Consider the following 22198-nt stretch of genomic DNA (forward strand, 5'->3'; position numbering starts at 1 on the left):
GTAGTGTTTCAGAGGCGTCGAGCGAGTGGAGCGTTTTCAATCAATAAATACGTTTGGAATTTTCCTTCCTGGCAAAAATTTTTTGCTCAGTAAGTTTTTAAAGAAAGATCGCATGGCGGAAAGAGATATCCAAGTCGTCATTGCGGCGAGGAATGAGCCTGAGAGGAATCCATAAAATCTACGGCAGGCGTGCACACGACAGAAGATCGCACTTCCTGGCCCGTCTAGCCGTGCGGCAATCCCCATGCTTCTATCGCGTGCATGACGGGGCGGTCTCCATGCCGAATGATCTCGACGAACTTCGTGAAATCGAGCAACTCTTGCGTGAGGCGGAGGCGCGATTGGGTTCTGCCGGCACGTTCCGACAACGGACGCTCCTGCAGATGGCCTTGTTCGAGATCCAACGCGACCTGCAGGCCCGTGAGGCCTATGAGCAGAACGAGGAGCGACAGGGGCCGAAGGGTACGAAGAACGAGGATTCCACGCCCTGAACCGTCTGGAGACGGTTACAAAACGAGATTTTGAAATCGCCGATGGTCTGCCGGGGGTTCGAACTCGTGTTGCCGCAAAAAGCCTTCGGGTGCCAATCCGCACGCTGCGTCGTCATTCCGGGGCGCTGAGAGCCTGTTTGACTGCAGTGATCCCATCTCCCCCTCATCCTGAGGCGCCGCGAAGCGGCCTCGAAGGGTGTTCCAGATCCCGCGCGGGTTCCTGGAGCACCCTTCGAGGCCTCCGCTGCGCTCCGGCACCTCAGGATGAGGGTTCAGGATGGGATGATCCCAGTCAAACGGACTCTCAGTCGGCCATCGTGCGTTTCACGGTCTCGACCAACTGCTTGAGGCTGAAGGGCTTGGGCAGGAAGTTGAAGGTCTCGCCCTCGGGCAGGTTCTTGCGGAAGGCGTCTTCAGCGTATCCCGAAACGAAGATCACCTTGAGTTCGGGGTAGTGCTTGCGCAGTTCGCGCAGCAGGGTCGGCCCGTCCATTTCCGGCATCACCACGTCGGAGACGACCACGTCGATCCCCTCGGCGTGCTCCTCGATCAGGCGCAGCGCCTCCACGCCGGAGGCCGCCTCCAGCACGGTGTAGCCGCGGGCGGAGAGCGCCCGCGAATTCACGGCGCGGACCGGATCCTCGTCCTCGACCAGAAGGACGGTGCCCTGGCCGGTATGGTCGGTCGCCGGCTTCCGAGGCGGTTCGGGTGCATGCGGGGCGGCGGGGTCCGCTGTCGCCTCGTCCGTCTTCGGGTCGGACGTATCGGCGGGATCGCGCGGCTCCGGCACCTCGACGGCCCTCGGCTCGGGCGGACGGGCCGGCAGGGTAGGGGGCGCCGGTTCGGGCAGGGTCTCCGCTTCCGGCTCGTGGCGCGGCAGGTAGATGCGGAAGGTGGTGCCTTCGCCCACCGTCGACTGCACGTCGACGGCACCGCCCGACTGGTTGACGATGCCGAACACCGTCGAGAGGCCGAGGCCCGTGCCCTTGCCGATCTCCTTGGTGGTGAAGAACGGCTCGAAGATCTTCTGGCGCACCTCCGGCGGAATGCCCTCGCCGGTGTCGGTCACCTCGACCATGACGTGATCGCCCGCCGGAATGCCGACCGGACGCTCGGCATCGACCGGGCAGTTGGCGGTGCGGATCGTCAGGCTGCCGCCCCCCGGCATGGCGTCGCGGGCGTTGACCGCGAGGTTCACGATCACCTGCTCGAACTGGTTCACGTCGGCCTTGATCGGCCAGATCTCGCGGCCGTGGCGAAAATCGAGCTGGACCCGCTCGCCGAGCAGCCGCTTCAGCAGCAGCGTCAGGTCGGACAGCGCCTCGCCGACATCCATCACCTCCGGCCGCAGGGTCTGACGGCGCGAGAAGGCCAGCAACTGGCGAACCAGGCTGGCGGCCCGGTTCGCGTTCTGCTTGATCTGCATGATGTCCTGGAAGGCGTGGTCGGTCGGCCGGTGGCTCGCGAGCAGGAGGTCCGAGTAGCCGATGATCGCCTGGAGGACGTTGTTGAAGTCGTGGGCGATGCCGCCCGCGAGCTGGCCCACCGTGTCCATCTTCTGGGTCTGGGCGACCTGCTGTTCGAGCTGGCGCTGGGCGGTGGTGTCGAGGGCGTAGAGGATCACCCGCTCCCGGTCGCCGCCGGACTCGTCCGCGGGCGCCTGCGTGCCGTCGGCGTCGGCCGGACTCATCCAGACCCGGGCCGAACGATCGCCGGGGCCGGACAGGCCGACCTCGATCGGGTCGAGGCCGCCGAAGCCGTTGGCGGCGCGGGCGAGCGCGCCCTCGATCGTGCCCCGATCCTGCTCCAGCACGGCGTCGCGCATCATCGGATCGGGCGCCTCGCGGCCGGCCTCCGCCGCGGGCTGGCGCGGCATGCCGGCAAACAGGCGCACGAAGGAGGCGTTGGCGCGGGTCACCCGCCCGTCGCGGTCGAGCGTGGCGATGGCGATCGGGCTGCTGTTGAGGAAGCGGGCGAGGCGGACTTCCGCCGCGCGCTGCGGCTCGTCGGCGTCCGAGCCGGCGGAGCGGTTGAGCACGAAGGTGCGCGAGGGACCGGGCGCCCCGTCCTGGCCGTAGGCGACGCGGTGGTAGAGCCGGGTCGGCAGCGGCTGGCCGTTGCGGCGGCGCAGATCGATGTCGTAGCGATCGGTGCGGACCTCGCCGGGCAGGCCGGGCGCGGCGGTGAGCACGTCGGCGCCGGGGGCGATCTCCAGGAGCTTCAGGCCGCCGGAGCCCACGGTGGCGAGGTCGTAACCGAGCCAGGAGGCGAGCGTCGCGTTCATGTAGACGATCGAGCCCGCGGCATCGATCGACAGGAAGCCCGCCGGGGCGTGGTCGAGATAGTCGATCGCGTGCTGGAGTTCCTGGAAGACGTTCTCCTGGCGCTCGCGCTCGTGGGTGATGTCGCTCACCGTCCAGAGCGCGGCGGAGCCGCGGTGGCGGGCGATCGGCCGCACGGCGATGCGGTACCACGCGAAGTCGCGGTCCGGGGCACCGCCCGGCGGCGGCGACATCCGGATCTCTTCCGTGTAGGCGCGGTCGTCGCGCGCCGCCTGCGCCAAGCGATAGACGGCTTCGGAGACTTCGGGCGCGCCCACGAAGATGCGTTCGATGGAGCGCAAATTCGAGAAACTGTCGCCGCCGGCCAGCCGCATATACGCCTCGTTGGCGTAGATCATCCGACCGTTGTCCTCGACGACGAGCTTGCCCGCGGGCGCCGCGTCGACGATGGCGCGGGTGATGTCGTCGCGCGAGGCCGGACCGGCGAGCTGGAGCGCGCCGATGGCCAGCGCGAACAGGAAGAACACGCCCGCCATGGCGAGCAGCGCCAGCAGGGCGAGGATGAGCGGCTGGGCCTGCTCGTTGGCGACGAAGGACAGCCCGACCGCCGCGCCGACGAGCAGCCCCGCCAGCATCAGCAGCAGGCCGACCCGGCCCGGCCGCTCCGAACGGTCGATCGAACCGGACGCCGGCACCGCTGGTCCGCTGACCTCAGCCATCAGGCCCTACCCATCCCGCGCACGCCGCCCCGGGCGGTGTGCGGCATCAATCGTCGCGCGTCGTGCCGGAGCATTGCCGGACAATGGTGCATAAACCGTGGCCGCTGAGGCACTTCGCCGTCCCGAGCGGAAGCGTGTCGGCGCTCAGGCGGCCCGGCGGCGCAGGCGAAGCACGAAACCGATGACCTCCGCAACCGCGCGATAGTGCTCGGCGGGAATCTCGGCATCGACCTCGACCGTGGCGTGCAGGGCGCGCGCCAGCGGCGGGTTCTCCATCACCGGCACGTCGTGCTCGGCGGCCACCGCGCGGATGCGCAGCGCCAGCGAGTCGACGCCCTTGGCGACGCAGACGGGGGCGGCCATGCCGGTCTCGTAGCGCAGGGCCACGGCGAAGTGGGTCGGGTTCGTCACCACCACGGTGGCGGTGGGCACCGCGGCCATCATCCGCTTCTTCACCCGGGCCTGCCGCAACTGGCGGATCCGGGCCTTCACCTCCGGGCTGCCCTCGCTCTCCTTGTGCTCCTGCTTCATCTCTTCCTTGGTCATGCGCAGCCGGGCACGCCAGCGGTGGCGCTGGTAGAGCGCGTCGCCGAGCGCGATCACCGCGTAGGCGGCGAGCATGCCGCCCATCATCTTCAGGGCGAGCGACAGGGTGCCGGCGAGGGCGGCGCCGGGGTCGAGCTGGACGTAGGATTCGGCCCGGTCGTGCTCGTTCCACAGGATGGCCCCGGCCACCGTGCCGACCACGACGATCTTGGCGAGCCCCTTCCCGAAATTGACCCAGGCCTCGACACCGACGAGGCGCTTGGCCCCGGCCATCGGCGAGATGCGCGCGAATTTCGGCATCAGGCTCTCGGCGGTGAAGATCGGCCGATGCTGGATCAGGCCGGCGGCGATGGCCGCGAGCACGGCGATGCCGAGCGGCACGGCGAGCGCCTTGACGCAGACCAGCCCCGCGCGGAAGGCGACGCCGCGATAGGTGCCGGCATCGGAAGGCAGGCCGCCGGCATGTTCGAGGAAGCCGCGCATGTCGCGGCTCAGCCCCTCGGCGACCGGGTGCGCGGAGAGCATCAGTGCCAGGGTGAAGGCCGCCAGGATGAAGAAGGTGTTGATCTCGGGGCTGTTGGGGACGTCGCCGCGCTCGATCGCCTGCTCGATTCGCCGCGGCGTCGGGTCTTCGGTCTTGTCCTCGTCGTCGCTCTCGTCGGCCATCGGTTCAGGCTCCGTCGTTCCCGATCAGCGCCCGAGGAACGCGCCGAGATAGCGGCCGAGATCGTCCAGGAACACCCCCATGATCAGACCGAGCGCGCCGACGAGCATCATCATGCCGATCAGCACCGAGGCCGGCACCGCGAGGAAGAACACCTGAAGCTGCGGCATCAGCCGCGACAGCACGCCGAGGCCGAGGTTGAACAGGATGCCGAAGACGATGAACGGCCCGGAGATGCGCACCGCGAGGGCGAAGCCGCGGCTGAAGGCGTCGAGGGCGAGCTTGGCCGCATCCGCCATCGCCGGCACGCCGGAGGGCGGCAGGAGCAGGTAGCTGCGCCCGATCGCTTCGAGGGCGAGGTGATGCAGGTCGGCCGCCATCACCAGGGTGACGCCGAGAAGCGCCAGAAAGTTGCCGAGCGCCGCCTGCTGCCCGCCCATCGTCGGGTCGACGGTCATGGCGTAGGACAGGCCGAGCTGCTGCGAGATCACCACGCCCGCCGTCTGCAGCGCGGCGACGATCATGCGCACGCACAGGCCCAGCATCAGGCCGATCAGGATCTCGCCGAACAGCAGCCCGATGAGGGTCGGCGCCGCGAGCGCCGCGTTGCCGGTCGGCAGCATCGGGCGAACGGTCGGGAACAGCACCAGCGTCACCAGCAGGGCGAGGCCGAGCCGCAGCCGGGCCGAGACGAGCTGCTCGCCCAGCCCCGGCATCAGCATGATCAGCGTGCCGACCCGGGCGAAGGTGAGCAGGAAGGCCGCCGCGAGGCCGGGCAGCAGCAGGTCGAGCGGCGTGGTCATGCCGGCCCTTCCTACACGCTCGCGGCCCCGCGCGCTGCCCGCGAGCCATCACCCGCCCGCGGCGATGCGGGCGGCGATCCGGGCCATGTAGGCGGCCATGGCGTCGCCCATGAAGGGCAGCATGAGGAGCATCACGCCGAACACCGCGACGATCTTCGGCACGTAGATCAGCGTCTGCTCCTGGATCTGGGTCAGCGCCTGGAACAGCGACACGATCAGGCCGATCACGAGGGCGACGATCATCAGGGGGCCGGCCACCTTCAGGAAGACGAAGATGCCGTCGCGGGCGATGTCGAGGATGGCGAGGCCGGTCATGGGGCTGTCGGCTTTTCGTCTGCTCTGAGGGACGTTGACATGGGCATCTCCTCGCCGCGCTTGCAGGGAGAGGGGAAAAACCGAAAGGAACTAGATCGGCATGCGCATGATCTCCTCGTAGGCGGAGATCACGCGGTCGCGCACGGCGACCAGGGTCTGGAGGGCGGTCTCGCTCTCGGCCACCGCCGTCACGACATCGACGACGTTGGCCTTGCCGGTGGCCGCCGAGAGGGCGGCGCGGTCGGCCTGGGCGCCGGCCTGGGCCACGCCGTCGAGGCTCTGCTGCAGCAGGCCGCCGAAGCCGCCCGGCGCGGACGACCCCTGCACCATGCCCTGGACGGGCTTCTGAGCGCCGGGGCGGGCGATGCCCTGGGCGGCGGCGTAGGCGCCGGCGGCGAAGGCGGAGGTCGTCATCGGGCTCACGCCTTCAGGATTTCGAGGGTGCGGGAGATCATCCGCCGCGTGGCGGTGACCATGTTGAGGTTGGCCTCGTAGGAGCGCTGGGCCTCGCGCATGTCCATGTTCTCGACCAGCCCGTTGACGTTGGGCAGGCGCACCTCGCCGCGCGCGTCCGCGGCCGGGTTGCCGGGGTCGTACTTGGTGCGGAACGGCGAGGGGTCGCGCCGGACCCGGCCGGCCTCGATCACGCTCGCGTTCAGTTCACGGTCGAACCGGCTGGTGAAGGTCGGCACCTTGCGGCGGTAGGGATCGCCGCCCGCGCTCGGGGCGGTGGAATCGGCGTTGGCGATGTTCTCGGCGATGATGCGCATCCGGCCGGACTGCGCCTTGAGGCCGGAGGCGGCGATGCCGAGGCTCTTCAGGAAATCCATGGCGGTGCCTGCTCAGACTCTTCAGCGCTTGCCGACGGCGATCTTCAGGGCGTCGAGGCTCTTCTGGTAGAGCGAGGCGACGAGCTGATAGTCCGACTGGTTGTCGCCGGCCTTCATCATCTCCTCCTCGAGATTGACCCCGTTGCCCGAGGGGCGGACCTCGAAGCCCTTGAACCGGCGCGGGTCGGCGTTCGGCCCGCTGCCGGCCGAGAGCCCGATATGGCCGGAATCGGTGCGGGCGAGCCCGTCGCCGCCGACCGAGGCGCCGAGCGGCGCGGCCAGACCCGCCGACGCGGCGGCGGGTTCGGCCAGATCGCGCGGGTGAAACCCCGGCATGTCGGCGTTGGCGACGTTTTCCGCGAGCAGCGCCTGACGGGCTTGGTGCCAGTGCATCCGGGTGCGCAGCATGCCGAGCAGGGGCAGGTCGGTGAGCGACATGGTGCCTCGGGCGGCCGGCGCGGCGGGATGGGGGATCGCGGTGAGCCGCGGGTCCGGACCCGGCAGAACTTGCCGCCCGCATGGTTAAGGAGCCGTTAAGCGGGCAATTCCTGCCGGGTATCCTGCGGAGCCGATGCGGCCGACCGCATTCATACCGACCGGCGATGATCCCGGCTCATCGACGGTTGCCCGCGCGAAGGCGCGGCGGCGGGCGTCCGCCGGACGCAGGGAAGCCGACCATCGGTCGGCTTCCCTGCGGCTTGGTATCGAACGTGAATTGCACCCGACCCGCCGCACCGAGTTGTTAACGAAGCGTCAGCCTTTGTTGCCGGGACCGCGGCCGGCGGCGATAATCGAGGCCTGTATCGCGTGGGGCCGAGTTCGCGTCTCCCGAAGGCTCCGGTCCTGGCCGGATGCTTCGCGCGGCGTCGAAGGAGCCCCGACCACGAGAGACCCCGGTCTTGCAAGCGTTCTTCAGTTCCGAGGGCTCCTACGCCCTGCAGTTCCTGGTGATCTTCCTCGTCATCCTGGTGCTGTTCCTGGTCGCGGCGATGCTGTTCATGCGGCTGTCCGGGCGTGGGCTGTCGCTCGCCGCGAGCCCGGGCCAGCGCGGACGCCAGCCGCGGCTCGGCATCGTCGACATCTACGAACTCGACCGGCAGCGCCAACTCATCCTGCTGCGGCGGGACAACGTCGAGCATCTCCTGCTCGTCGGCGGGCCCAACGACGTGGTGATCGAGCGCCACATCCAGCGCGGCGCCGGCAGCCGCTACGCTCCGGAAGGATCGGGCCGGTCCGAGAGCGGCGCGGCCGAGGCCGGCGCCCTGGAGCCGCCGCGCACCGATCCCTTCCTCGACAGTCCGGCGCCGCCGACCTTCACCATGCCGGAGGTGGTTTCCGCCTCCGCGCCGAGTGCGCAGCCGGCAGCCGACCGGACGCCGTCCCTCGATCCGGGTCTGTTCGAGCCCGAGATCTCGCCGGCCGACGCCCGGCCCCGGCCGGCCTCGCCGGTCAGCCGCCTGATGCGACGGACCGCGCCGACCGTGGTCGGCCCGCGCGCCGAGACGGCCTCCGAGCGGGCTGCCCGTCCCGATCCCGTGCCGCCGCCGCCCACCCCGCCCGGGCCCGCATCGGAGCCGCCGCCCGTCATCGCCGGCCGAGAGCCTCGGGTGGTCGACCCGGCGGTGCTCTCGGATATGGCCCGACAGCTTCAGGTCGCGCTGAAGCGGCCGTCCTCGGCCGTGACACCGCCGCCCGGCGCGCCCGTCGCGCCGCCGCCTCCACCGCCCGCTCCGAAGCCGGCCGAACCGACCCCGCCGACGCAGCCCGATCCGGTCGCGGCGGCGATGGCGACGGCACAGCCCGAGCCGCCATCTCCGGCCGCGCCGCCCGCACGGCAGGAGACGCAAGCGGCTCCCGCCGCGGCTCCGCCGAGAACCGAGCCTAGGCCGGCGGCGGCTCCGAAGCCCGCCGCGCCGACCGGGGCCGGATCGTCCAGATCCGAAGCGGCGGAGCCCGAACCGAAGGCGGAGTCGGCCGAATCCGGCGGGCAGGGACAGAACCCGTTCTCGGTGGAGGAGATCGAGGCGGAGTTCGCCCGCTTGCTCGGGCGCCCGCTCGACAGCAAGGGCTGACGGGGAGCAGGATCACCAGCCGGGTTGGCAGGGGCATGGAAGCGCTCGTCGTCGGAGCCGGTGTGGTCGGACTCGCGGTCGCGCGGGCGCTCGCCCTGCGCGGGCATTCGGTCGTCGTGGCGGAGGCGGCGGAGGCGATCGGCACCGGCGTGTCCGCCCGCTCCTCCGAGGTGATCCACGGCGGGATGTACTACCCGCCGGGCTCGGTCCGCGCCCGCCACTGCGTCGAGGGAAGGCGCCGCCTCGTCGGATTCTGTGAGAGCCACGGCGTCCCCTATCGCCCGTGCGGCAAGCTGATCGTGGCGACCCGCGACGAGGAGCGCCCGGCGCTCGAAACCGTTTTCGCCCGCGGCGTCGAGAACGGTGTCGAGGGTCTCGCGTGGCTCGAACGCGACGCGGCCGTCGCCCTGGAGCCGGCCCTGTCCTGCGTCGCCGCGCTCCACTCGCCCGCCACCGGCATCGTCGACAGCCATGCCCTGATGCTGGCCCTGCTCGGCGACATCGAGGATGCGGGCGGCGTGCTCGCCCTGCGCACGCCGATCGAATCGGCGGAGCCGAGGCAGGGACGCTGGCATGTCCGTTTCGGCGGCCGGACCCCGGACACGCTGTGGGTCGACGGGATCGTCAACGCCGCCGGTCTCGGCGCGCAGGCCTTCGCGCGCCGGATCGGGGGACTGGCGCCGGGATGCGTGCCGCGGCAGGTACTGGCCAAGGGCAGCTATTTCGGCTGCACCGGCAAACCCGCCTTCGCGCGGCTGATCTACCCGGCCCCGGTCGAGGGAGGACTCGGCATCCATCTGACGCTGGATCTCGCCGGCCGGATGCGCTTCGGCCCCGATGTCGAGTGGGTCGAGACGCCCGACTACGCCGTCGATCCGGCGCGGGCCGAGACCTTCGCGGCGGCGATCCGGCGCTACTGGCCCGGCCTGCCGCAGGGACGCCTGACGCCGGACTATGCCGGCATCCGCCCGAAGCTGACCGGCCCCGGCGAGCCGCCGGCGGATTTCCGCATCGACGGACCGGCCGAACACGGCCTCGCTCGGCTGGTGCAGCTCTTCGGCATCGAGAGCCCGGGCCTGACCTCCGTGCTCTCGCTCGCCGAGGCGGTGGCAGACCGCCTGACGGCTTGAGCTCAGGCGGCGCGCATCAGGTCGGCGGGCACGCCGTCCGCGACCGCGTCGGTGTGGACCTCGAAGCGGACGAGCCGCGCCGCGCCGAAGCTCGTGGAGAGCGCGCAATCCGTGGCGTCGCGGCCCCGGGCCATGACGATGCGGCCGATCCGCGGCGTGTTGTGGCGGGCGTCGAAGGTGTACCAGCGCCCGCCGAGATAGACCTCGAACCACGCCGAGAAATCCATCGGGTCGGGCACCGGCGGCACGCCGATGTCGCCGAGGTAGCCGGTGCAGTAGCGCGCGGGGATGTTCATGCAGCGGCAGAAGGCGATCGCCAGATGCGCGAAGTCGCGGCAGACGCCGACCTTTTGGGTGTACCCGTCGAAGGCCGTGCGCGTGGCGTCCGCCCGCTGGTAGTCGAAGCGGATGTGCCGGTGCACGTAGTCGACGATCGCCTGCACCCGGCCCCAGCCTTCCGGCGTGCGGCCGAAGAGCTGCCAGGCGATGCCGCACAGCCTGTCCGTGTCGCAGTAGCGGCTCGCCATCAGGTAGAGCATCACCGCGTCGGGCAGGGCGTCGACCGGCACCTGCGCGGCATCGGCCGCCACTTCGTCGGGCCGCCCGGTATCCGCCACCAGGAAATCTGCCGAGATCGTCAGGCGCCCGGGCGGGGCGACGATGCGCGTGCAGACGTTGCCGAACGCGTCGAGCGTCTGGCGCTGCGGGATCGGCGGATCGAAATCGATCCGCTCCGGGCTGCGCAGGTCGCCCTGCCGCGAGGGGTGGACGCTGAGGAGCAGCGACATCGGCGTTGCGGAATCAGTCTCGAACGCGATGTCGTAACCGGTCTTGATCAACATGCGGCGGCCTGTGACTTCCGTCTTCAATTCCGGCAAGTAAAGATTTGCCGGATAGGGCGTTAAGCGGTGAGGCTTCGGACCGTTCCGGCGATACGCTGCACAAATAGTTCGCAGCGCGCCGACTTGCTCGGCAACGGAGAGACGGGACGCCAAGGCCGTCGCTCGAAGCCGCTTGAGCGGCTTCGCGGCGCGAAGGGACACGACCAAGAGCGCCGCGCGGAGCGGGCTTCTCAGGACCCTGGTCCTGAGAAGCATCGAGCGGAGTGAAACCCAAGGGGCCGAGATGTCCGCGGAGGCGGGCGCCGGCGACTGAGGCCAGCCAAGAAAACCAGGGCCATCGCTTGAAGCGATGGCCCTGACGGGACGCTGGCGCGCATTGCTGCTGCGGCGCACTCGGCGCTATGAAAGAATCCCATGTGGACCGCTCTCTGGAACCGCCTCGCCCATCCGGGCCACTTCCTGCGCTGGTCGGGCGCGGCCCTGCCCTGGCTCGCCGCGGCATCGGCCCTGCTGATCGCCGTCGGACTCTATCTGGCCCTCTTCGTGGTGCCGCCCGACTATCAGCAGGGCGAGACCGTGCGGATCATGTACGTGCACGTCCCCGCCGCGATCCTCGGCATGGGCTTCTACGGGGCGATGACGCTCTCGGCGATCGGCACGCTCGTGTGGCGCCATCCGCTCGCCGACGTGTCGCAACGCGCCGCGGCACCGATCGGGGCGGCCTTCACCCTGATCTGCCTCGTCACCGGCTCGCTCTGGGGCAAGCCGATGTGGGGCACCTACTGGGTGTGGGACGCGCGCCTGACCTCGATGCTGGTGCTGTTCCTGATCTATTGCGGCATCATCGCCCTGTGGCGGACCATCGAGGATCCGAGCCGGGCGGCCCGGGCGGTCTCGATCCTGACGCTGGTCGGCGCGGTGAACCTGCCGATCATCAAGTTCTCGGTGAACTGGTGGTCGACGCTGCACCAGCCGGCCTCGATCCTGCGCATGGGCGGCTCGTCGATCGATTCTTCGATGCTCTATCCGTTGCTCGAAATGGTGCTGGCGATGACGCTCCTCGGCGTCACCCTGCATCTCCAGGCGATGCGCACGGAAATCTACCGCCGCCGGGTGCGCACGCTGCTGATCCGGCAGGCCGAGCGGCTCGATGCCGGCGCTCAGAGCGCGGCCCGCGTCACCCGGGTGGCCACGGGCGTTCCCGTGGGCCAAGCGATCTAGAGCCTCGTCCCGAAAGGTGGCGGCCGGCTTGTCTGAAAAGACGGTGCACAATCAGAAACCGAGAGCCATCCGAGCGGAGCGTCATGGACTTTGGACCCTACACCGCCTTCATCGCCGGCTCCTACGGCTTCGCCGCGCTGGTGCTCGGTGCCCTGATCGTCAACGGCTGGTGGGATGGGCGGGTGCAGCGCCGGGCGCTGGCCGAGCTTCAGGACGAGCGGGGAGCGCGCCCGTGAGCGCGCCGTCGCCCGAGCTCCAGGGGCGTCCGCGCCGCTCGCTCCTCGTGCTGCTGCCGGTTCTCGTCTTCGCGGTGCTGGCCGTCGCCTTCCTCGTTCGCCTGCGCTCGGGCGCGGACCCGCAGGCGCTGCCCTCGGCCCTGATCGGCAAGCCGCTGCCTGCCTTCGCTCTCGGGCCGGTCGCGGGCCTTCAGACGGACGGAAAGCCGGTGCCGGGCCTGGCGAGCGCCGACCTGAAGGGGCAGGTGACGGTCCTCAACGTCTTCGCCTCGTGGTGCGCACCCTGCCAGATCGAGCACCCGATGCTGATGCGTCTGTCGCAGGAGCCCGGAATCCGGCTGGTCGGCATCGATTACAAGGATCCGGGCGAGGCCGGCCGGCGCTGGCTCGAGCGCCACGGCCTGCCGTTTTCCGCGGTCGGCGCCGACACCAGCGGCCGCGCCGGCATCGATCTCGGCGTCTACGGCGTGCCGGAGACCTTCATCGTCGGCCCCGACGGCGTGATCCGCGACAAGCTCGTCGGCATCCTGACGCCGGAAAACTACGCCAGCGTCCTGGAGCGCATCCGCGCCGCCGGCCGGGCCGCGGCCGTGACGAACTGACTGGAGCGACCGCCCGCGCTTGGAAACCCGGGATCGGAGGCGTATGCAGCCGGGGCCGGCCTGAAGCCGTTCCAAGGTGGAGAGCCAAGGCATCCGGCTGAAACCACGATCAAAGAGCGCCATGCGGATCGGGTTGTTCGTCCCCTGCTACGTCGATGCCTTCGAGCCGGAGGTCGGCATCGCCACGCTGGAACTGCTGGAGCGCTTCGGCCTCACCGTCGAATACCCCTACGACCAGACCTGCTGCGGCCAGCCGATGACCAATACCGGCTGCCACGGCGAGGCCGCCGCCACCGAGGCGCTGTTCGTCAAGAACTTTTCGGGGTTCGACTACGTCGTCGCCCCGTCCGGCTCCTGCGTGCATCAGGTGCGCGAGCATCTCACCGCCATCCCGCAGACCGACGAGGTCAAGGCGGTGCGTTCCAAGACCTATGAGCTGGTCGAGTTCCTGCACGACGTGCTCAGGATCGAGGCGCTGCCCTGGGCCGCGTTCCCGCACAAGGTCGCCTACCACTCGAACTGCAACGCGCTGCGCGGCATCGGCCACGCCCGGCCGACCGAGCTGAACCGGCCGTTCTTCTCCAAGCCCCTCAGCCTCCTGAAGAAGGTGAAGGGTCTGGAGATCGTCGATCTCACCCGGCCCGACGAGTGCTGCGGTTTCGGCGGCACCTTCTCGGTGTTCGAGCCCGCGGTCTCGGCCAAGATGGGCTACGACAAGGTGACGGATCAGGCCCGTGCCGGCGCCGCGTACGTCGTTTCGGCCGATTCCTCCTGCCTGATGCACCAGAAGGGCTGCGCCGAGCGCCTCGGCGTGCCGCTGAAATACATCCACATCGCCCAGGTGCTGAACGGAGCCGCCGCATGAGCGCCGACGACCTGACCCCGCGCCGGACCGGGGACGTGCTCCACCGCGAGGTGCGGGCTCCCTCCGACGAGAGCGAGCGCGGCCCCGGCGGCGAGCGCCTGCAGCACGCGGAAGCCGCCTCGAAGCCGATCCGCGCCGACGCCCCGCGCGAGCCGCAGCCCCGCGGCGCGCGGGTGCGCGGCAACCGGCCGATCGATCAGGCGGAAGCCGCCGAGCGCTTCCTCGCCGCGCCGATGCACCAGAAGGCCCATGACGAGCGCCTGTGGGACGTGCGCCGCAAGCGCGATGTCGCCGCCCACGGCATTCCGGAGTGGGAGGAACTGCGCGAACTCGCCTCGCGGATCAAGACGCACACGCTGACCCATCTCGACCGCTACCTCGAACAGTTCGAGGCGGCGGCCGAGGCCAACGGCGTCCACGTCCACTGGGCCGAGGACGGGGCGGCCCACAACCGCATCGTCCTCGACATCCTGAAGCGGCACGGCGCCAGGTCGCTGGTGAAGTCGAAGTCGATGCTGACCGAGGAGTGCGGCTTCCGTCACTTCATGGCGGCCCACGACATCGACGTGATCGAGACCGATCTCGGCGAGCGCATCCAGCAGCTCGACGAGGAGGAGCCGAGCCACGTGGTGATGCCGGCGGTCCACAAGACCCGCCTCGACGTCGCCGACGTGTTCGCCAGGACGCTCGGCACCGACCCCGACAACGACGATGCCCACTATCTCGCCGAGAGCCAGCGCGAGACGACGCGCCCGCTGATCCTCAAGGCCGATGCCGGGCTCACCGGCTGCAACTTCGCCATCGCCGAGACCGGCACGGTGGTCACCTGCACCAACGAGGGCAATGCCGACCTGTCGGGCAACGTCCCGCCGCTGCAGATCCACTCGATCGGCATCGAGAAGCTGCTTCCCCGCGTCGAGCATCTCGGCGTGTTCATCCGGCTCCTCTCGCGCTCGGCGCTCGGTTCGCCGATCACCCAGTACACCTCGCATTTCCGCAAACCGCGGACCGGCTCGGAAATGCACTTCGTGCTGGTCGACAACGGCCGCTCCGAGCGGCTGGCGATGGAGGAGTTCTGGACCTCGCTCAAATGCATCCGCTGCGGCGCCTGCATGAACACCTGCCCGGTCTACCGGCGCTCGGGCGGCCTCTCCTACGGCGCGACCTATTCCGGCCCGATCGGGCTCATCATCGATCCGACCTTCGACAAGCGGAAATATTCGACCCTGCCGTTCTCCTCGACCATGAACGGCTCCTGCACCAATGTCTGCCCGGTGAAGATCAACATCCACGAGCAGATCTTCGCTTGGCGCAGGGTCCTGGCCGAGGAGCACCGGATCCCGCTCCTGAAGCAGGGCATGATGAAGGCCGCCGGCGCCGTGCTGAGCCGGCCCGCCGCCTACCGCGCCGCGATCCAGACCGCCGATTCCGCGCTGCGCGTGCTGCCGCGCTTCGCCGTCTACAACCCGGCCAACACCTGGGGGAAGAAGCGCGAGATGCCCCACGCTCCGCGCCAGAGCTTCCACGCGTGGTACCGGCAGAACCGCATGAAGAAGGAGACGGACGCGTGAGCGCCCGCGACGCCATTCTCACCCGGCTGCGCGCCAACCGGCCGGCCGGCGACTTCCCGCTGCCCGAAGTGCCGACCTTCGCGCCCCTGGTCGGAGACGATCTCGTCGCCGGGTTCTCCGAGCGCCTGGGCAGGATGGGCGGCCGGGTCGAGCGGGCGGGTGGGCCGGCCGACCCGTTCGCGCCGGTGCGCCCGCGGCTGGACCGGGCGACGGTGATCGCCTCGGCGGTACCGGAGTTTTCCGGCAACCGCGATCTCGCCACGGTCCGCAAGCCCGCCGATCTCGCCGATGTCGACGCCGCGGTGGTGCGCGCCCGCTTCGGCGTGGCCGAGACCGGCTCGGTCCTGTTCACGGAAGGCGATCTGATCGTGAACGCGGTCGCCTATCTCGCCCAGCACCTGATCGTGCTGCTCGATCCCGCGGATATCGTCGTCGACATCCAGGCGGCCTACCGCCGTTCGGAGTTCGGGCAGGCCGCCTACGCCGTGCTGCACACCGGTCCCTCGGCGACCGCCGACATCGAGGGCGTCTTGATCCACGGGGCGCAGGGCGTGCGCTCGCTCACCGTGCTTCTGCTGCCGCGCAAGGAACGGGCTGCCTGAGCGCGGAGCCGGACGGCTGTCCGCGCGTTTGCGGCGCAATGCCCCGCGCGACCGGGGCTTTCTCCCCTGCGAAATCCGGAGCCGTCCCGTGCGATTCAAGCTCGGCCGCAGCCTTGCCTGCGAGGTCAAGGCGCCCACCACCTTCATCTTCAACGCCGAGGTCGCGCGACCGTGCAGTCTCGACGTGATCGACGGGACCCTGACGCTGGCGCCCGATCTCGAGCGCCGCGTCTCCGTCTCTCCCAACCTCGGGAACTGCTATCTCGGCGTCAACGTTGGGCCGGCCTCCTGAAGACTCGCTGTGCCGAACCGAGTTCGGAGCCTCGAGTTTGCAGGCGGATACCGACCCGAATCCGAAATTTTTTGCAAGGATGTCGGATGAAACGGCACGATAGCGCGTCGAAGATATGTTCAGGTTGAGACTGGACGAATCTCCAAACTCCACCCGCCCGGCCTCGCCGCGGCGGGTTCTTCCTTATCCGGCCGCGGCAGATTCCCGGAAGGCGGCGACGGTTTCCGAAACGGGGTATGCGGTATTGAAATACCGCAAAACCGAACCCGTTCGCATCATTGCGCTTTTCGCGATCAACGGCCGCAACCGCGTCTTGACGCGGGGGCGAATCCCCCGTAGTGACCCTCCCGCACGCCGCTGCGTCCTCACCGACGCGGCGGCGCCTTGTTTCAAACGTCACCGGCACGGGAATCGGCCATGAAGACCACTTCGCTGAAGCCCGCCGACGTCGACAAGAAGTGGGTCGTGATCGATGCCGAGGGCCTTGTCGTGGGCCGTCTCGCTTCGATCGTGGCGATGCGCCTGCGCGGCAAGCACAAGGCCGCCTACACGCCCCACGTCGATTGCGGCGACAACGTCATCGTCATCAACGCGGACAAGGTGAAGTTCACCGGCCGCAAGTACGACCAGAAGGTCTACTACCACCACACGGGCTATCCGGGCGGCATCAAGGAGCGCTCGGCCAAGTTCATCCTCGAGGGCCGGTTCCCCGAGCGCGTGGTCGAGAAGGCCGTCGAGCGCATGCTGCCCCGCGGCCCGCTCTTCCGCCAGATCCTCGGGAACCTGCGCGTCTACAAGGGCGCCGAGCATCCCCACGAGGCCCAGCAGCCGCAGGCGCTCGACGTCGGCTCCCTCAACCGTAAGAACGTGAGCGCTTGATCATGGCGACCCTTCAGTCCCTCGCCGATCTCAATCGGGCGAACACCCAGACCAGCAATCCCGAGAACGAGGCGCCCGTCCACGTTCAGAAGCTGGACGCCCAGGGCCGCGCCTACGCCACCGGCAAGCGCAAGGACGCGGTCGCGCGCGTCTGGATCAAGCCGGGCAACGGCACCGTCGTGGTCAACGGCCGCCCGGTCGAGACCTACTTCGCCCGCCCGGTGCTGCGCATGATCCTGCGCCAGCCGCTGGAGATCGCCGGCCGCGTCGACCAGTACGACATCACCGTCACGGTGAAGGGCGGCGGCCTGTCCGGTCAGGCCGGCGCCGTGCGCCATGGCCTGTCCAAGGCCCTGACCTACTACGAGCCGGAACTGCGCGCGCCGCTCAAGCGCGAGGGCTTCCTGACCCGCGACCCGCGCGTCGTGGAACGCAAGAAGTACGGCCGCAAGAAGGCCCGCCGCAGCTTCCAGTTCTCGAAACGCTAGAGCATCGTCCCGAAAGGTGGCTGCCGGCTTTCGGAAGAAGACGATGCAAAATCAAAAACCGAGAGCATCGTCTCGGATCATCGTGCGAAGGGCGGGGCCGCGAGGCTCCGCCCTTTCTTGCTTTCGGGCCCGACGCGAGGTCGCCGCATGACCAAGGGAGAGCCCCGGCCCAGCGCCGTCCCGTCGTGGGACCGCCGCGCCATGGTCGCCGAGGCGCTGGCCCGGCTCGCGCCGCGCCTGCCCGATTTCGAGGCGGAGGCGGTGCTCGACCGGGCGATGCGCAGCCCCGGCCTGCGCGGCGCGATGCCCGAGAACGCGGCGTGGCTCGCTCTGACGGCCTTCGCCCGGCACGCCTTCACCGAGTACGACGACCTGCTCGACGAGGGCTACGACCGCGACAGCGCCCGCCACTTCGTGCTCGACGACATCAACGCGGTGCTGGCCCAGTGGGGCTGCCGCCGGCGCGTCTCCGAAGAGGCGCAGACCGATCCGGCGGAGAACGATGTCCCGGAAGCGTGAGGGGAGAGCGGGTCGCCGACGCTTGCCGCCCAGGCATGGCTGGGGCAGGGAGAGCCCGATCCGCCAACGGAGGAAGCCGATCCATGAAGCTCAGTGCACGCAACGTCCTGAAGGGCAAGGTCGTCTCGGTCGAGAAGGGCGCGACCACGGCGCATGTGAAGATCGAGATCGCCAGCGGTCAGGTCGTCACCTCGGCCATCACCAACGAGTCGGTCGATGCGCTCGGCCTCAAGGTCGGCGGCGAGGCCTATGCCGTGATCAAGAGCTCCGACGTCATCATCGCCGTCGACTGATCCCCGTCGCAGGACGGTCCTCACCTTCGATCGCCAGCGCGATCCCGTGCCGGGCGGCCTCGCCCGGCGCCAGCAGACGCTGCGAATCGCGCTGCGCCAGTTCGCCGTCGAAGCCGGCCCAATCGGCGTGACCGGTCCAGGCTTCCAGCGACAGGAACGGTGCCGTCGGCTTGGTCCAGACGGCGAGGTGGGGGAAATCCTCCACCCGCATGGCGATGGCGCGGCCGTTCGGCGCCACGAAGCGCATCGCCCGGCTCTTCGCGTTCAGGAAGACCAGTGCCTCGGTGAACAGGTCGGGATCGAGGTCGAGGCGCGCTCCGTCGAGAGGCAGCTCGCGCTCGCCGCGAACCAGCAGGCCGCCGGCCCCGACCTCGGGCACGAAAGGCCGTTCCGCCGCCTCGAACAGCACCGCGTACCCGCCCCCGGCCCGCCGCTCGCCCCCGGCGAAGGGCCAGGGAAAAGCGGGATGGAAGCCGAGCGCGTAGGGCAGGGGGGCGTCCCCCGGATTCTCGATCCGGATCGCGAAGGCGAGGTTTTTCGCGCAGATCGCGACATCGATCGTCAGCCGGAACGGAAACGGATAGTGCGCCCGCGTCGCTTCGCTGTCGGAGAGACACAGGCTGACCGCCGCGTCGTCCCGTGAGACGACGGAGAAGGGCAGGTCGCGGGCAAAACCGTGCTGGGCCATCGGGTAGCGCCGGCCATCCACTCGGACGCCGCCGCCGCCGGAGGCGCCGACCACCGGGAAGAGCCAGGGCGCGTGCCGGTTCCAGTGCTCCGGGGCGCCGCTCCAGAGGTATTCGCGTCCCTCGACCTGCCAGGAGACCGGCTCGGCCCCGTCGAGCGCGATCCGCGCCGTGCTGCCGTCCTGTGCCCGGATCTCGATCGTCTCGGCCATGTCCGCACCTGTTCCGTCGCAGGATCGATAGCTTGGCCGGGACGGTCCCGCTACCCGATCGTCGCCGGGTTGCCGCGGGGGAGCTCGTCAGCCGGCTCCGTGATCACCTGCTCGGGCGGACCGGAGGCGACGATCCGGCCGTCCTCGATGACGTGCACCGTGTCGGCCCGGCGCAGCGAGGTCAGGCGGTGGGCGATCATGATGATCGTGCGGGTGCCGCCGAGTGCGCCGAGCGCACCCATCACCGCCGCCTCGGTCTCGCCGTCGAGGGCGCTGGTGGCCTCGTCGAACACGATCACGTCCGGGTCGTGATAGAGCGCGCGGGCGATGCCGATGCGCTGACGCTGGCCGCCGCTGAGGCGGGCCCCCCGCTCGCCGACGCCCGTGTCGTAGCCTTCCGCCAGAGCGCCGATGAAGTCGTGCGCCCCGGCAAGCCGCGCGGCGCGCTCCATCGCGGTGCGGTCGAGGGCACCCGGCTCGACCCCGAGGGCGATGTTCTGCGCGACGCTTCCGTCGATCAGGAACACGTCCTGCGGCACGTAGCCGATCCGGTTCTGCCAGGCCGGCAGAGTCGCGGCATCGAGCGGCCTCCCGTCGATCAGGATGCGGCCCCGCGTCGGCGTGAGGATGCCGAGGATCAGCCCGACCAGCGTCGACTTGCCGGACCCGGTGCGGCCGACGAAGCCGACGGTGGTGTGGGCGTGAATCGTCAGGTCGATGCCGTGCAGGATCGGGCGGCCGGGTTCGTAGTCGAAGCCCACATCCTCCAAGCGGATCGTCCCGGCGAAGGGAAGGCGCTCGGCGGTGCGCGGCGCGCGCGCGCGTTCGCCCGCCAGCGCATCGACGATGAGGCGCACGCCCGGCAGATGGAAGCGCAACTGCGAGACCGAGGTGAAGATATTCTGGAAGGCCGGCAGCATGCGGTAGCCGGCGAAGGCGAACAGGCCGAGCAGCGGCAGCATGCCGGCGGTGTCGAGCCCTTGCGTCAGCGCGAACAGGACCACCGCGATCACCCCGCCGAAGGCGAGCGACTCGATGACGAAGCGCGGCAATTGCCCGGTGAGCAGGCTCGCCGCCAGGGCGTGGGCGTAGGAACGGGCCGGTGCGTCGAAGCGGGCCGCGAAGGTTTCGGCGCGGCCGTAGAGCTTCAGCTCGGTCAGCGCCCCGAAGGTCTCCTGCACCACGCGGTAGCGCCCCTCGTTGCCCGACACCGCCCGGGTGCCGAGCCGGGCGAGCCGTGCCCGCATCACGAGGTAGATCGCGACGTAGAGCCCGCCGAAGCCGCCGCCGAGGATCAGCGCCAGCCGCGGCTGGTAGACGATCAGGAAGATGACCACCGCCAGCGCGGAGGCCCCGCGCGAAGCGATCACCATCGCAGGCGTCAGCACGCCGACCACGAGACGATCGGTTTCGCTCAGCACGTTCTTGGCCAGGTCCGCGCTGTTGGCGCGGGCGAAGAACAGCCGTTCGCGATCGACGTAGCGGGCAAGCAGGCGCCGGGCGAAGCCGTAGCCGGTCAGGTGGGCGAACAGGAGCTGCGCGAAGGCGAAGCCCGCATTGACCGCGCTGGTCAGGAGGATCGCGGCGAGCGCGGCAAAGCCCGTGGCGAGCAGGAAGGCGTGATCGTCGGTCAGGCCCAGCGCGTCGCGAAAACCGGCGAGATAGGGAATGCGCGCCGCCGCCCCCGGATCGCCGACCAGCGTCAGGAAGGGCAACACCGAGGCGACGCCGACCACTTCGAGCAGGGCGGCGAAGCCGAGTCCGATGCCGAGCAGCACGAGCCGCCGCCGATCGCGCCGCCGCATCACCCGCAGGAGATCGAGGAGGGTCCTCACACGGTCACCGGACGAGAGGGGGTGGGAGCGGGAACCCCGGTCCGGGTGATCAAGGCAGGACCTTCGGACTCGGAAGCGTCGGGCGCGGTCCAGGCCGATTTCGCCAGGGCGCGACTTAAGTGATTGAAGACAAAGAAAACCTCAAGCTTCTTCATCCCCGTCGAGAGCCCGGTGCTTAGCATGGCGGCCGGAGGGGGCGTCAAGGCGGATGCGGGATCGGTCGACGGTGCCGACGAAGCGCGCGAATCGGAAACGTCGCCGCGCGGTCCATGGCCCGGTTGAGGAGCGCGGCTCGAAGCATTCGCGTCTGCGATGGCCGTCCGCTGGCCGAATTCAATCATGTATTGATCGCCGGCAGCCGGCGGAACCGGAACCTTGGCGGTACGTTCTGCGAATATGGAACACTACAGATCCGTCTTCGCGACCACCGCCATCATGGTCATCGGTCTCGTCGCCTCCTCTCCCCTCGTGCGAGAACAGCATTCGGCGCAGGTTCGGCTGCAGCCGAATCTGGCCGCCTCCCGTCAGGTCGAGGGCGACGCCTGGATCGATCCGCCGCGAGCCAAGGTGCGGATCGCCTCGACCGATGCGGCGCGCAACGCCGGTGAGGGTAAGGATTCATCGCTGCAGGGACCTAAGCCCGCCTCTTTCACCCTGCTCTCGCCCGAGACGGTGGCGTTGCTCGCGGCAGGCGACACGAAGCCGACGATCGACCGGCCCGAAAGGGCGCAGGCGCCGCGGCGCCACCGGACCGCGAAGGTCGCCAGTCGCACGCGTCCGCCCGCAGCGGCCGATGTGCCCGCTGTCACGGCTCCGGCGGCCGGGCCGGAGGCGGTCGCACCGCAGCCTCAGAAGGCCGCGCGCATCGATCCGATCGGCGATCTGCTGAGAGGGCTCGGAATCGGCCGCGACAGTTGATGTCCTTCCGGGCCTTGTCCGATGAGATCAGGTCCAGGACGGCAGGACGCACAACCCTCCGTCCGATGCCGGTCTCGGTTGCGGCGTGACCGAATGCGGCTCGAAGACAGCCGCCATGACCTCCGGCGGAAAGCCAATTTGCCGCACGGCACAGGCCACCCTCCCGGCTCGTTGGTTTGCAGGATGATCCCGAACCCGTGCCCGGAGCAGTTGCCATGGTCCTTGCTGCTGCCATCATGCTGGTTGGAGCGGTCGGTGCGATCGCCCTCACCATCGCCGCGCGTC

The 22198-nt window shown here is 69.7% G+C and carries 25 protein-coding genes; 15 read left to right on the forward strand and 10 right to left on the reverse strand.

The genetic code is table 11. The features are described from left to right. The first annotated feature begins 278 nt into the window (after window positions 1–278). Complete coding sequence (locus PGN25_17350; protein MEH3119302.1) at window positions 279–491, forward strand: hypothetical protein; 213 nt, start codon at window positions 279–281, stop codon at window positions 489–491. A 304-nt stretch (window positions 492–795) separates the two neighbouring features. Here the strand turns inward: PGN25_17350 and PGN25_17355 are convergent, their stop codons facing one another. The 7 genes from PGN25_17355 to flgB all read right to left on the reverse strand — a co-directional run bounded on the left by PGN25_17355 (window position 796) and on the right by flgB (window position 7088). Next, window positions 796–3492: a response regulator gene (locus tag PGN25_17355; protein ID MEH3119303.1), complete on the reverse strand. Its 2697-nt coding sequence runs from the start codon at window positions 3490–3492 to the stop codon at window positions 796–798. 144 nt (window positions 3493–3636) lie between these two features. Then, window positions 3637–4704, reverse strand: coding sequence for a flagellar biosynthesis protein FlhB (flhB, locus tag PGN25_17360; GenBank protein ID MEH3119304.1), 1068 nt, complete (start codon window positions 4702–4704; stop codon window positions 3637–3639). 24 nt (window positions 4705–4728) lie between these two features. Next, a complete protein-coding gene (fliR, locus tag PGN25_17365) occupies window positions 4729–5505 on the reverse strand; it encodes a flagellar biosynthetic protein FliR (GenBank protein MEH3119305.1) in 777 nt (258 codons plus the stop codon). 48 nt (window positions 5506–5553) lie between these two features. Continuing rightward, the gene (gene fliQ, locus PGN25_17370; protein ID MEH3119306.1) at window positions 5554–5820 is read right to left on the reverse strand and encodes a flagellar biosynthesis protein FliQ; all 267 of its coding nucleotides are present in this window, start codon (window positions 5818–5820) and stop codon (window positions 5554–5556) included. Between the two features lie 90 nt (window positions 5821–5910). Further along, the gene (fliE, locus tag PGN25_17375; GenBank protein ID MEH3119307.1) at window positions 5911–6234 is read right to left on the reverse strand and encodes a flagellar hook-basal body complex protein FliE; all 324 of its coding nucleotides are present in this window, start codon (window positions 6232–6234) and stop codon (window positions 5911–5913) included. Between the two features lie 5 nt (window positions 6235–6239). Then, window positions 6240–6650 carry a flagellar basal body rod protein FlgC gene (gene flgC, locus PGN25_17380; GenBank protein MEH3119308.1) on the reverse strand — a complete coding sequence of 137 codons (411 nt, stop codon included), beginning with the start codon at window positions 6648–6650 and terminating at the stop codon, window positions 6240–6242. A gap of 21 nt (window positions 6651–6671) precedes the next feature. Next, window positions 6672–7088 (reverse strand): flagellar basal body rod protein FlgB, encoded by a 417-nt coding sequence (flgB, locus tag PGN25_17385; GenBank protein MEH3119309.1) that lies wholly within the window; start codon window positions 7086–7088, stop codon window positions 6672–6674. Window positions 7089–7549: 461 nt separating this feature from the next. On the opposite strand from flgB, the gene PGN25_17390 reads away from it, so the two are divergent. Together PGN25_17390 and PGN25_17395 are read left to right on the forward strand one after the other, a co-directional pair. Beyond that, window positions 7550–8722 (forward strand): hypothetical protein, encoded by a 1173-nt coding sequence (locus PGN25_17390; GenBank protein MEH3119310.1) that lies wholly within the window; start codon window positions 7550–7552, stop codon window positions 8720–8722. Window positions 8723–8757: 35 nt separating this feature from the next. Continuing rightward, window positions 8758–9852: an NAD(P)/FAD-dependent oxidoreductase gene (locus PGN25_17395; GenBank protein MEH3119311.1), complete on the forward strand. Its 1095-nt coding sequence runs from the start codon at window positions 8758–8760 to the stop codon at window positions 9850–9852. 2 nt (window positions 9853–9854) lie between these two features. On the opposite strand, the gene PGN25_17400 is transcribed toward PGN25_17395, so the two are convergent. After that, window positions 9855–10694 (reverse strand): transglutaminase family protein, encoded by an 840-nt coding sequence (locus tag PGN25_17400; GenBank protein MEH3119312.1) that lies wholly within the window; start codon window positions 10692–10694, stop codon window positions 9855–9857. Between the two features lie 414 nt (window positions 10695–11108). Between PGN25_17400 and PGN25_17405 the strand changes: the two genes are divergently transcribed. From PGN25_17405 to PGN25_17455, 11 genes are all read left to right on the forward strand, one after another. Next, entirely contained in the window at window positions 11109–11915 is an 807-nt protein-coding gene (locus PGN25_17405) for a heme ABC transporter permease (GenBank protein MEH3119313.1), read from the forward strand. An 83-nt stretch (window positions 11916–11998) separates the two neighbouring features. Further along, window positions 11999–12151, forward strand: a complete 153-nt coding sequence (gene ccmD, locus PGN25_17410; protein MEH3119314.1) for a heme exporter protein CcmD — start codon at window positions 11999–12001, stop codon at window positions 12149–12151. Continuing rightward, a complete protein-coding gene (locus PGN25_17415; GenBank protein MEH3119315.1) occupies window positions 12148–12753 on the forward strand; it encodes a DsbE family thiol:disulfide interchange protein in 606 nt (201 codons plus the stop codon). The genes ccmD and PGN25_17415 overlap by 4 nt, the downstream gene beginning before the upstream one ends. 121 nt (window positions 12754–12874) lie before the next feature. Beyond that, a complete protein-coding gene (locus PGN25_17420; GenBank protein MEH3119316.1) occupies window positions 12875–13618 on the forward strand; it encodes a (Fe-S)-binding protein in 744 nt (247 codons plus the stop codon). Next, window positions 13615–15189, forward strand: coding sequence for a lactate utilization protein B (locus tag PGN25_17425; protein ID MEH3119317.1), 1575 nt, complete (start codon window positions 13615–13617; stop codon window positions 15187–15189). The genes PGN25_17420 and PGN25_17425 overlap by 4 nt, the downstream gene beginning before the upstream one ends. After that, on the forward strand, window positions 15186–15791 hold the full coding sequence (locus PGN25_17430) for an LUD domain-containing protein (GenBank protein MEH3119318.1): 606 nt from the start codon (window positions 15186–15188) through the stop codon (window positions 15789–15791). Before PGN25_17425 ends, PGN25_17430 begins: the two co-directional genes overlap by 4 nt. Before the next feature lie 88 nt (window positions 15792–15879). Continuing rightward, window positions 15880–16083, forward strand: a complete 204-nt coding sequence (locus PGN25_17435; GenBank protein MEH3119319.1) for a hypothetical protein — start codon at window positions 15880–15882, stop codon at window positions 16081–16083. A gap of 417 nt (window positions 16084–16500) precedes the next feature. Continuing rightward, window positions 16501–16962: a 50S ribosomal protein L13 gene (gene rplM, locus PGN25_17440; GenBank protein MEH3119320.1), complete on the forward strand. Its 462-nt coding sequence runs from the start codon at window positions 16501–16503 to the stop codon at window positions 16960–16962. 2 nt (window positions 16963–16964) lie between these two features. Beyond that, window positions 16965–17450, forward strand: coding sequence for a 30S ribosomal protein S9 (gene rpsI / locus PGN25_17445; protein MEH3119321.1), 486 nt, complete (start codon window positions 16965–16967; stop codon window positions 17448–17450). A gap of 147 nt (window positions 17451–17597) precedes the next feature. After that, window positions 17598–17969, forward strand: a complete 372-nt coding sequence (locus PGN25_17450; GenBank protein ID MEH3119322.1) for a DUF2293 domain-containing protein — start codon at window positions 17598–17600, stop codon at window positions 17967–17969. Between the two features lie 83 nt (window positions 17970–18052). After that, window positions 18053–18262: a TOBE domain-containing protein gene (locus PGN25_17455; GenBank protein ID MEH3119323.1), complete on the forward strand. Its 210-nt coding sequence runs from the start codon at window positions 18053–18055 to the stop codon at window positions 18260–18262. Here PGN25_17455 and PGN25_17460 read toward each other — a convergent pair. Both PGN25_17460 and PGN25_17465 read right to left on the reverse strand, forming a co-directional pair. After that, entirely contained in the window at window positions 18246–19160 is a 915-nt protein-coding gene (locus tag PGN25_17460) for an aldose 1-epimerase family protein (protein ID MEH3119324.1), read from the reverse strand. The genes PGN25_17455 and PGN25_17460 overlap by 17 nt on opposite strands. 50 nt (window positions 19161–19210) lie before the next feature. Next, complete coding sequence (locus PGN25_17465) at window positions 19211–20995, reverse strand: ABC transporter ATP-binding protein (protein ID MEH3119325.1); 1785 nt, start codon at window positions 20993–20995, stop codon at window positions 19211–19213. A 435-nt stretch (window positions 20996–21430) separates the two neighbouring features. Here PGN25_17465 and PGN25_17470 point away from each other — a divergent pair, with 435 nt between their 5' ends. Beyond that, window positions 21431–21913, forward strand: coding sequence for a hypothetical protein (locus tag PGN25_17470; GenBank protein ID MEH3119326.1), 483 nt, complete (start codon window positions 21431–21433; stop codon window positions 21911–21913). The last annotated feature ends 285 nt before the right edge of the window (window positions 21914–22198 follow it).

It is taken from the genome of Methylorubrum populi, from assembly GCA_036946625.1.
GTDB classification, from domain to species: domain Bacteria; phylum Pseudomonadota; class Alphaproteobacteria; order Rhizobiales; family Beijerinckiaceae; genus Methylobacterium; species Methylobacterium populi_C.

Coding starts and splice junctions, on each gene's coding strand:
- PGN25_17350 (MEH3119302.1), top strand. CDS start 279: ATGCCGAATGATCTCGACGAACTTCGTGAAATCGAGCAACTCTTGCGT.
- PGN25_17425 (MEH3119317.1), top strand. CDS start 13,615: ATGAGCGCCGACGACCTGACCCCGCGCCGGACCGGGGACGTGCTCCAC.
- PGN25_17400 (MEH3119312.1), bottom strand. CDS start 10,694: ATGTTGATCAAGACCGGTTACGACATCGCGTTCGAGACTGATTCCGCA.
- fliQ (MEH3119306.1), bottom strand. CDS start 5,820: ATGACCGGCCTCGCCATCCTCGACATCGCCCGCGACGGCATCTTCGTC.
- PGN25_17455 (MEH3119323.1), top strand. CDS start 18,053: ATGAAGCTCAGTGCACGCAACGTCCTGAAGGGCAAGGTCGTCTCGGTC.
- rplM (MEH3119320.1), top strand. CDS start 16,501: ATGAAGACCACTTCGCTGAAGCCCGCCGACGTCGACAAGAAGTGGGTC.
- PGN25_17470 (MEH3119326.1), top strand. CDS start 21,431: ATGGTCATCGGTCTCGTCGCCTCCTCTCCCCTCGTGCGAGAACAGCAT.
- PGN25_17460 (MEH3119324.1), bottom strand. CDS start 19,160: ATGGCCGAGACGATCGAGATCCGGGCACAGGACGGCAGCACGGCGCGG.
- ccmD (MEH3119314.1), top strand. CDS start 11,999: ATGGACTTTGGACCCTACACCGCCTTCATCGCCGGCTCCTACGGCTTC.
- PGN25_17450 (MEH3119322.1), top strand. CDS start 17,598: ATGACCAAGGGAGAGCCCCGGCCCAGCGCCGTCCCGTCGTGGGACCGC.
- PGN25_17395 (MEH3119311.1), top strand. CDS start 8,758: ATGGAAGCGCTCGTCGTCGGAGCCGGTGTGGTCGGACTCGCGGTCGCG.
- PGN25_17355 (MEH3119303.1), bottom strand. CDS start 3,492: ATGGCTGAGGTCAGCGGACCAGCGGTGCCGGCGTCCGGTTCGATCGAC.
- fliR (MEH3119305.1), bottom strand. CDS start 5,505: ATGACCACGCCGCTCGACCTGCTGCTGCCCGGCCTCGCGGCGGCCTTC.
- PGN25_17405 (MEH3119313.1), top strand. CDS start 11,109: ATGTGGACCGCTCTCTGGAACCGCCTCGCCCATCCGGGCCACTTCCTG.
- fliE (MEH3119307.1), bottom strand. CDS start 6,234: ATGACGACCTCCGCCTTCGCCGCCGGCGCCTACGCCGCCGCCCAGGGC.
- flgC (MEH3119308.1), bottom strand. CDS start 6,650: ATGGATTTCCTGAAGAGCCTCGGCATCGCCGCCTCCGGCCTCAAGGCG.
- rpsI (MEH3119321.1), top strand. CDS start 16,965: ATGGCGACCCTTCAGTCCCTCGCCGATCTCAATCGGGCGAACACCCAG.
- PGN25_17420 (MEH3119316.1), top strand. CDS start 12,875: ATGCGGATCGGGTTGTTCGTCCCCTGCTACGTCGATGCCTTCGAGCCG.
- flgB (MEH3119309.1), bottom strand. CDS start 7,088: ATGTCGCTCACCGACCTGCCCCTGCTCGGCATGCTGCGCACCCGGATG.
- flhB (MEH3119304.1), bottom strand. CDS start 4,704: ATGGCCGACGAGAGCGACGACGAGGACAAGACCGAAGACCCGACGCCG.